Genomic DNA, 8326 nt, shown 5'->3' on the forward strand with positions numbered 1-8326 from the left:
AACCCACATAGCAAGTAACTGTGCGCCCGATGCCCCCAAAACTGCGTCCCGACGCGCCGCCATCTGCGTCCCGACGCAACGGGCGATACGTCGGGACGTAGATGGCGGTACATCGGGACGCAGTTGGGGGTACGTTGGGACACGCCCTGAAAGGGCAGAAGCTCCTAGCCCAGGGCAACGCCCTGGGTAGCTATTGACGCAATCCCGGCGCCCTGTAAGGGCAAAAGCTTTAAAACCTCAAGCAAAAAATATAAAGCTTTTGCCCTTACAGGGCGTATTGGCTACATCCTTAAAACCCAGGGCGTTGCCCTGGGCTAGGAGCTTCTGCCCTTTCAGGGCGTGTGGCGTCAAGCAAATACATGATTAATGAGGAAGGAATGCACGTGATTCGGGACAAGGATGCACGTGATTCGGGACAACTATTGTTTTTCAGAGAAAAATGTTGTATCTTTGCACTGTGTTAGAAGAAAGGCTGCACTCGGCAAAGTTCAAGCAAGCTTGACTTTGCTCTCGTTTGCACTTTCTTTGCACTGTCATTCATTAAGAACGGCAAATGGGAAATTAACCACTAAAAAACGGAGGGGAAAACGACAGGGGTGCACACCTGCCCAATCTCTTTCTAAATGTTGAACCACTAAAAAAGAAAGGAAAAAGAAAATGAAAAAGGATGTTTGGAAAACTATCTTGCAGGTGATTATCGCCGTACTTACTGCCGTAGGCACCACGCTCGGCGTTACCAGCTGCATGTAAACTGATTTGTTTAACCATTAAAAAAAACGATTTGAATTATGGGTATTAAAGTAAAAGCAATTGAGCGCAACGTAGCGTTCGAAAAAGGTAAGCAAAAGTGGGCATTCGTGATGCAGGCTGAACTCTACAGCCAGCTCAACGCCACGAAGGTGATAGAAGAAGCTGCCGTTCGCAGCGGATTGCCTAAGGCGGTGATCAACGCCGGATGGTCGGCCATCGGCGAAGTGATTGCTGCATGGGCCACCGAGGGCCACAGCGTGGCTGTGCCAGGACTGGGCAGCCTCCGATTCGGTCTTAACTCTACCGCCGTAGAGGATGTGAACAAGGTGAGCGCCAACCTCATCACCCGCCGATACATCATCTTCGTGCCTAACACCGACATCAAGAAGGAACTCGAAGAGACCTCCGTCAACATCACCTGCTACGACCGAAACGGCAAGGTGGTGAAGCAGGTTACCTCTACCGATACACCTCCTACTACCCCATCCGGAGGCGATAATCCATCCGGAGGCGATAATCCATCCGGAGGCGACACCCCATCGGGCGGCGATTCTGCTGGCGGAACCGGAAGCGAAAACGGCGGCGATGGACTTGAATAAAAGGTGCTGAGCCTGAAAAAGTAAAACCCTCCCCAGGTCTTAAAAAGTCCTAGGGAGGGTAAACTTTGTCTGGCAGTTAAATTGTTTACGCAATGTACCATACCAGACGTCCCGAACACAACATGCTAACCCACACATTTCCCCAAGGAATCAGCATGTCGCTAACAATCCTTTGTGCCTCAAATAAATAATACTTTTAATCAAAGTGATTCAGCCTCACGGCTAAAGCATATTTAATGTTTTTACCTTATTTCAAAACATGATGGTAACATATTCTGCAGCGATATCAACCAGCTTCTTGCGGCGGGCTACACCTATTATATAATGAGCCTCCTTCGCCGAACAGTGGAAGTATTTCTTCACAGCTGTTACCAGTTCTTCCTTGCGTATCGAGCCCACACCCTTAGGATAAGCCTTGCGGATAGCCTTCTCGATGTCTGCCATCTTATATTCATGGTGGCGCTTGTGGAAGTACTGCGATACGATGATAGATAGAACTATCACGAGCAGGATGATGATAAATACTACAGACTTGTTCATTTCATTATCTCCTAATTTATTTATTAGACATATCAGGTTCGCTGAATCACCCTTCCGGGTGCTCCAAGTTTTCTGCATCACCGATAGCCGTTATCGGTAAATCCACTGCAAATATAGCATTTTTTCTTGAAACAACAACATTTTTCGGCATTTTTTTCACTATTTCTGCAAAAAAACTTGCTAAATACAAAAAAAACACGTATTTTTGCAAGAAAATAATCCTTAAGACAGAAAGATAATGCAAGAAACTGTAAAGAAAGTATTGAATGGCGATTTTAATCGCAAGAAAGCATTGCTGTTCCTCATAACGGCTCTGCTTACCGTTATCGTCTGGAACCTGCCCATCGACAGCTTCGGCATCGATGGACTCACCATCGTGCAGCAGCGCGTCATCGCCATCTTCGTCATGGCCGTGATGCTCTGGCTCACCGAGGCCATACCGGCATGGGCAACCAGCGTAGTGATCATCTTCGTGCTGCTGTTCTTCGTCAGCGACTCCGCCTTCAAGATCATGCAAGGCTCGGAGGCTGAGATGGGCAAGCTGCTCGACTATCAGGGTGTGATGGCGTGCTTCGCCGACCCTACCATCATCCTCTTCCTGGGCGGTTTCGTACTCGCCATAGCTGCTACCAAGAGCGGACTCGACGTGATGATGGCGAAGGCCCTGATTGCGCCATTCGGCAAGCGTTCTGAGAACGTGCTGCTGGGTTTCATGCTCATCACCGGCATCTTCTCGATGTTCATCTCAAATACAGCCACCGCCGCCATGATGCTCACCTTCCTCACACCGGTGTTCAAATCATTGCCGCCTTCGGGCAAGGGCCGCGTGGCGCTCACCATGGCCATTCCTATCGGAGCCAACCTGGGCGGTATGGGAACCCCTATCGGAACCCCGCCTAACGCCTTCGCCTTCAAGGTATTGAACGACCCGGCAGGACTGAACCTGGGTCTCAGCTTCGGCGACTGGATGATGATCATGGCCCCTATGGTGCTCATCATGCTCCTGATGGCATGGGTCATCATCCGCAAAATGTTCCCGTTCTCTGCCAAGACCATCGAGCTCAACATCGAGGGCAACATGCAGCACAACTGGCGCACCACGGTAGTGGCCGTCACCTTCCTTGCAACCATCGTGCTCTGGGTATTCGGCAAGCAGCTGGGCATCAACGCCAACACCGTGGCCATGCTCCCTATCGCCGTATTCGCCCTTACAGGAGTGATTACAGCCAAGGACCTGAAGGAGATTGACTGGGCTGTCATCTGGATGGTGGCAGGCGGATTCGCCCTCGGTCTGGCTATGAACGGCACCGGTCTTGCCGAGGCAGCCGTAAAGAGTATTCCGTTTGCAGAATTCAATCCGCTGGTCATCATGATTGTATCCGGACTGGTATGCTTCATCCTGAGTAACTTCATCTCGAACACCGCCACCGCCGCCCTGCTCATCCCAATCCTCACGGTGGTATGCGCCGGCATGGGCGACAAGCTCAACTCCATCGGCGGCACCTCTACCATCCTCATCGGAGTAGCGGTATCAGCCAGCTGCGCCATGTCGCTGCCTATCTCAACCCCTCCTAACGCCATCGCCTACTCTACCGGACTCATCCAGCAGACCGACATGGTGAAGGCAGGACTCACGGTGGGCATCCTGAGCATGATTGTGGGCTACGCCGTGCTCATCACCTTCTGCAAGATGGGTGTGCTCTAAAGGGGCATGAACTTGCGAAAATACACATTATTATATATATAAGGAATGAAAAAGATTGTTATAGGAATCGACGTAGGTATCTCTACGACCAAGATTGTGGGCATCGATGAAAGCGGCGTGGTGGTAAGCCCCATCCGCATCAAGGCCACTGACCCTATCACCTCGCTCTACGGAGCCTTCGGCAAGTATCTTCACGACAACAAGATTGCGCTGAGCGATGTAGAACAGGTAATGCTCACGGGCGTAGGATCTGCCTACATCGACGAGCCCATCTACGGACTGCCAACCTCGAAGAGCGAGGAATTCGTGGCCGACGGACTGGGCGCCCGATATGAGAGCAAGCTCGACCGCATGATAGTGGTGAGCATGGGAACCGGAACATCGCTCGTAAAATGCGACAACAACGAGATAAGGCACATCGGAGGCATCGGCATAGGCGGAGGAACCCTGGCAGGACTGAGCCGCATCATGCTCAAGACCGACGACATCAAGCAGATTATCAACCTCGCCAAAGACGGCGACGTAAGCAAGATTAACCTGCTGATAGGCGACATCAGCGCCAAACCTCTGCCCGGACTCCCGATGAACGCCACCGCATCGCTCTTCAGCAACGCCAAGGCAAACGCTTCGCGCGAAGACATCGCCATGGGACTCATCTGGATGGTGCTGCAGTCGATAGGCTCCGCCACCATCCTCTCATCGCTCGAATCGGGCATCAAGGATTTCGTGCTCATCGGCAACCTCACCCTACTGCCGCAATGCCGCGAGGTGTTCCCAGCCATGGAGAAACTCTACGGAGTGAGGTTCAGAATACCGAAATACTCGGAATTCTGCACCGCCATCGGAGCAGCACTCGACTATAAGCGACAAACGAAATAATACCCTCAAAATCGCCGCAATGCCCTATACACGGGCGTTGCGGCGATTTGCTTTCTCCATTCTGTCACAAAGCACAGACAACAAGCTGGAAACGCACACAGCAGCACAAGACGCGCAACACGCTGATAGATAACAACTTAAACGTTTTGAGAAACAGGATTTTGTAAAAGTTTTCCAAAACTTTTACGTTATCACCTGATTATCAGTGACTTAATATTTTTTAACCATAAAAAAGTTGTCCAAAAGTAGTTACTTTCAGAAATTATTTATATCTTTGCAATGTCAAAAGGAGGTATCTATCTACCTCTTCAAGTCATAATGACTTAATACTAAGTAATTTAAACATTAATCGTAAAAGTAATACTAAAATGATCCAGACAGTAGTAAAGCGTGACGGACGCATCGTTGGATTCAACGAACAGAAAATCATGGCAGCCATTCGCAAGGCCATGTTGCATACCGACAAGGGTGAAGATACCACTCTTATCGAGCAGATAACCGACCACATCTCTTATCGCGGCAAGAGCCAGATGAGCGTTGAGGCCATTCAGGACGCCATCGAGATGGAGCTCATGAAGAGTGCCCGCAAAGATGTTGCCCAGAAGTATATCGCATACCGTAACCAGCGTAACATCGCCCGCAAGGCGAAGACACGCGACGTGTTCATGAGCATCGTCAATGCCAAGAACAACGACATCACCCGTGAAAATGCCAACATGAATGCCGACACACCAGCCGGCATGATGATGAAGTTCGCGTCAGAAACCACTAAACCATTCGTCGACGACTACCTCCTCTCAGAGGATGTACGCGACGCCGTCATGCACAACTATATACATATTCACGATAAGGACTATTACCCAACAAAGAGTCTCACCTGCGTGCAGCATCCGCTCGACGTGATTCTGAACCACGGTTTCACAGCCGGTCACGGTTCAAGCCGTCCTGCCAAGCGCATCGAGACCGCAGCCGTGCTGGCTTGTATCTCTCTCGAGACCTGCCAGAACGAGATGCACGGCGGTCAGGCCATCCCAGCCTTCGACTTCTATCTGGCTCCATACGTACGCATGTCGTACCAGGAAGAGGTGAAGAACCTGGAGAAGCTGACAGGCGAAGACCTGAGCAACCTCTATGATGCGCCTATCGACGACTACATAGAGAAGCCGCTCGACGGATTGCAGGGCCGCGAACGCCTGGAGCAGCACGCCATCAACAAGACCGTGAACCGCGTGCATCAGGCAATGGAGGCATTCATCCACAACATGAACACCATCCACAGCCGCGGCGGTAACCAGGTAGTATTCTCAAGCATCAACTACGGTACCGATACCAGCGCCGAGGGCCGCTGCATCATGCGCGAAATCCTGCAGAGCACCTATCAGGGCGTAGGCAATGGAGAGACAGCCATCTTCCCTATCCAGATATGGAAGAAGAAGAGAGGTGTAAACTATCTGCCTGAGGACAGAAACTACGACCTCTACAAGCTGGCTTGCAAGGTAACAGCCCGCCGTTTCTTCCCTAACTTCCTGAACCTCGACGCCACCTTCAACCAGAACGAGAAGTGGCGTGCTGATGATCCGGAGCGCTACAAGTGGGAGATTGCAACCATGGGCTGCCGTACCCGCGTGTTCGAAGACCGCTGGGGCGAGAAGACCAGCATCGCCCGCGGTAACCTGAGCTTCTCTACCATCAACATCGTGAAGCTCGCCATCGAGTGCATGGGCATCGAAGACGAAAAGCAGCGCATCGACATGTTCTTTGCCAAGCTCGACAATATCCTCGACATCACAGCCAAGCAGCTCGACGAGCGCTTCCAGTTCCAGAAGACGGCGATGGCCAAGCAGTTCCCTCTGCTCATGAAGTATCTCTGGGTAGGCGCAGAAAACCTGAAGCCGGAAGAAACCATCGAGAGCGTCATCAACCACGGAACCCTGGGTATCGGCTTCATCGGATTGGCAGAATGCCTGGTTGCCCTCATCGGCAAGCACCACGGCGAGAGCGAGAAGGCACAGGAGCTGGGACTGAAGATTGTTACCTACATGCGCGACCGTGCCAACGAGTTCAGCGAGCAGTATCATCACAACTACTCTATCCTGGCTACTCCAGCCGAGGGATTGAGCGGTAAGTTCACTAAGAAGGACAGAAAGCAGTTTGGCGTCATCCCTGGCGTTACAGACCGCGACTATTATACCAACTCTAACCACGTGCCTGTATACTATAAGTGTACAGCCCTGAAGAAGGCACAGGTCGAGGCTCCATACCACGACCTGACCCGCGGCGGCCACATCTTCTATGTAGAGATTGACGGCGATGCTACCCACAACCCTTCTGTTATCGAGAGCGTGGTAGACATGATGGATAAGTACAACATGGGTTACGGCTCAGTAAACCACAACCGCAACCGCTGTCTCGACTGCGGCTACGAGAATGCTGACGCCCACCTCGAGGTTTGTCCTAAGTGCGGCAGCCACCACATCGACAAGCTGCAGCGCATCACCGGTTATCTGGTAGGTACTACCGACCGCTGGAACAGCGGCAAGCTTGCCGAGCTCCACGACCGAGTAACCCATATCGGAGGGGAAAAGTAAAATGATCAGCGTATTAAGCATCGTACACGATACGATGGTAGACGGTCCGGGCTTCCGCACATCCATTTATTGTGCGGGATGCCCCAACCATTGTCCGGGCTGCCATAATCCGCAGTCGTGGGACATCAGCCACGGCACGATGACCTCTACCGACGAGCTGATGAAGGAAATCATGAGCGACCCCTTCGCCAACGTCACCTTCTCGGGCGGCGACCCTATGTTTCAGGCAAAGGGCTTTGCCGAGCTGGCGCGCGCCATCAGGGAGCAGAGCAGCAAGAGCATCTGGTGCTTTACGGGCTATCTCTTCGAAAACCTCGTGAAGAATCCCGAGCAGCTGGAACTCCTCCGCCAAATCGATGTATTGGTAGACGGCCCCTTCGTACAGGCATTGCGCGATGAAGACCTCTTCTTCAGGGGCAGCAGCAACCAGCGCATCATCAACGTGCAGAAGTCGCTGAAAGAAGGAAGAGTGATAGAGCTCAATCTTACAACAGAAAACCCGAATCCGGTATTGTAAATCTACATACCAGATTCGGGTTTCCCGTTTATTTTATTTCGGTGCCAAAATCATTATCTCTTAGCATCCTTCTCTTCGAGGTAGCTGATAGAACTCTGAATATAATCACGCTCCCACTCGCTCTCGTGCAATTTCTCATCGCCATAGAGCAGAAGGTCGAGATCCAGCGGAACATCTACCTTACGATAAGGGCCACGGATTCTGCGTCCGCATCTCTGCTCCACACTCCGCAGCGCGGCAAGCACAGACTTCTTAGAGCAGATGGTCTCCCCCAACATCACCTGATTCAGAAACTTGTCTGAATTCTCCAGTCCGATAGGCTCAGTCCACATGCGCGGACCGAAGAGGCAGTTCCTGAACATACAACTCAGATGTTCATGCGCCTTCAACACATTCTCCTCCTGATTTCTGTTAGAGCCGATAGCTATAATTACTTTTGTACGAGTTTTCATTATTAAAATCATTATTTCTACAAAACAAGTCAGTTTCTCTCAGAATAGACAGATACCCCCCTGCATTTGTATGTCACTGAACTTTCGCAAGTTTTACCCCACACGCCCTGAAAGGGCAGAAGCTCTTAGCCCAGGGCATCGCCCTGGGTAATTACGGACGCAAACCTGTCGCCCTGTAAGGGCAAAAGCTTTCAAGTACCAGGCAATTTACAAAGCTTTTGCCCTTACAGGGCGCCTTGCTGATTGCTATTATACCCAGGGCGATGCCCTGGGCTAGGAGCTTCTGCCCTTTCAGG

Annotated in this window: 8 protein-coding genes; 6 read left to right on the plus strand and 2 right to left on the minus strand. The window is 51.4% G+C overall.

Annotation, left to right across the window (positions count from 1 at the left end):
- Window positions 1–657 precede the first annotated feature (657 nt).
- Window positions 658–750, plus strand: a complete 93-nt coding sequence (locus tag NNC77_RS13785) for a smalltalk protein (protein WP_182429232.1) — start codon at window positions 658–660, stop codon at window positions 748–750.
- Window positions 751–788: 38 nt separating this feature from the next.
- Window positions 789–1349 (plus strand): DNA-binding protein, encoded by a 561-nt coding sequence (locus tag NNC77_RS13790; RefSeq protein ID WP_254986891.1) that lies wholly within the window; start codon window positions 789–791, stop codon window positions 1347–1349.
- Between the two features lie 252 nt (window positions 1350–1601).
- Here NNC77_RS13790 and NNC77_RS13795 read toward each other — a convergent pair whose 3' ends face one another.
- Window positions 1602–1889 carry a hypothetical protein gene (locus NNC77_RS13795; RefSeq protein WP_118080445.1) on the minus strand — a complete coding sequence of 96 codons (288 nt, stop codon included), beginning with the start codon at window positions 1887–1889 and terminating at the stop codon, window positions 1602–1604.
- Between the two features lie 238 nt (window positions 1890–2127).
- Between NNC77_RS13795 and NNC77_RS13800 the strand changes: the two genes are divergently transcribed.
- The 4 genes from NNC77_RS13800 to nrdG all read left to right on the plus strand — a co-directional run bounded on the left by NNC77_RS13800 (window position 2128) and on the right by nrdG (window position 7578).
- Complete coding sequence (locus NNC77_RS13800; protein ID WP_254970341.1) at window positions 2128–3594, plus strand: SLC13 family permease; 1467 nt, start codon at window positions 2128–2130, stop codon at window positions 3592–3594.
- Between the two features lie 45 nt (window positions 3595–3639).
- Entirely contained in the window at window positions 3640–4473 is an 834-nt protein-coding gene (gene coaW / locus NNC77_RS13805; RefSeq protein WP_254970340.1) for a type II pantothenate kinase, read from the plus strand.
- Window positions 4474–4841: 368 nt separating this feature from the next.
- A complete protein-coding gene (locus NNC77_RS13810) occupies window positions 4842–7061 on the plus strand; it encodes an anaerobic ribonucleoside triphosphate reductase (protein ID WP_118066879.1) in 2220 nt (739 codons plus the stop codon).
- Between the two features lies 1 nt (window position 7062).
- A complete protein-coding gene (nrdG, locus tag NNC77_RS13815; protein WP_022121338.1) occupies window positions 7063–7578 on the plus strand; it encodes an anaerobic ribonucleoside-triphosphate reductase activating protein in 516 nt (171 codons plus the stop codon).
- 53 nt (window positions 7579–7631) lie between these two features.
- Here the strand turns inward: nrdG and NNC77_RS13820 are convergent, their stop codons facing one another.
- On the minus strand, window positions 7632–8042 hold the full coding sequence (locus tag NNC77_RS13820; protein WP_254970339.1) for a 2-amino-4-hydroxy-6-hydroxymethyldihydropteridine diphosphokinase: 411 nt from the start codon (window positions 8040–8042) through the stop codon (window positions 7632–7634).
- Window positions 8043–8326 lie beyond the last annotated feature (284 nt).

The sequence above is a fragment of the Segatella copri genome, from assembly GCF_024330485.1.
Classification (GTDB): Bacteria; Bacteroidota; Bacteroidia; order Bacteroidales; family Bacteroidaceae; genus Prevotella; species Prevotella copri_L.

What these genes read in the sequence shown, in the direction of transcription:
- NNC77_RS13785 (WP_182429232.1), top strand. Translation starts at nt 658, where the DNA reads ATGAAAAAGGATGTTTGGAAAACTATCTTGCAGGTGATTATCGCCGTA.
- NNC77_RS13790 (WP_254986891.1), top strand. Translation starts at nt 789, where the DNA reads ATGGGTATTAAAGTAAAAGCAATTGAGCGCAACGTAGCGTTCGAAAAA.
- NNC77_RS13795 (WP_118080445.1), bottom strand. Translation starts at nt 1,889, where the DNA reads ATGAACAAGTCTGTAGTATTTATCATCATCCTGCTCGTGATAGTTCTA.
- NNC77_RS13800 (WP_254970341.1), top strand. Translation starts at nt 2,128, where the DNA reads ATGCAAGAAACTGTAAAGAAAGTATTGAATGGCGATTTTAATCGCAAG.
- coaW (WP_254970340.1), top strand. Translation starts at nt 3,640, where the DNA reads ATGAAAAAGATTGTTATAGGAATCGACGTAGGTATCTCTACGACCAAG.
- NNC77_RS13810 (WP_118066879.1), top strand. Translation starts at nt 4,842, where the DNA reads ATGATCCAGACAGTAGTAAAGCGTGACGGACGCATCGTTGGATTCAAC.
- nrdG (WP_022121338.1), top strand. Translation starts at nt 7,063, where the DNA reads ATGATCAGCGTATTAAGCATCGTACACGATACGATGGTAGACGGTCCG.
- NNC77_RS13820 (WP_254970339.1), bottom strand. Translation starts at nt 8,042, where the DNA reads ATGATTTTAATAATGAAAACTCGTACAAAAGTAATTATAGCTATCGGC.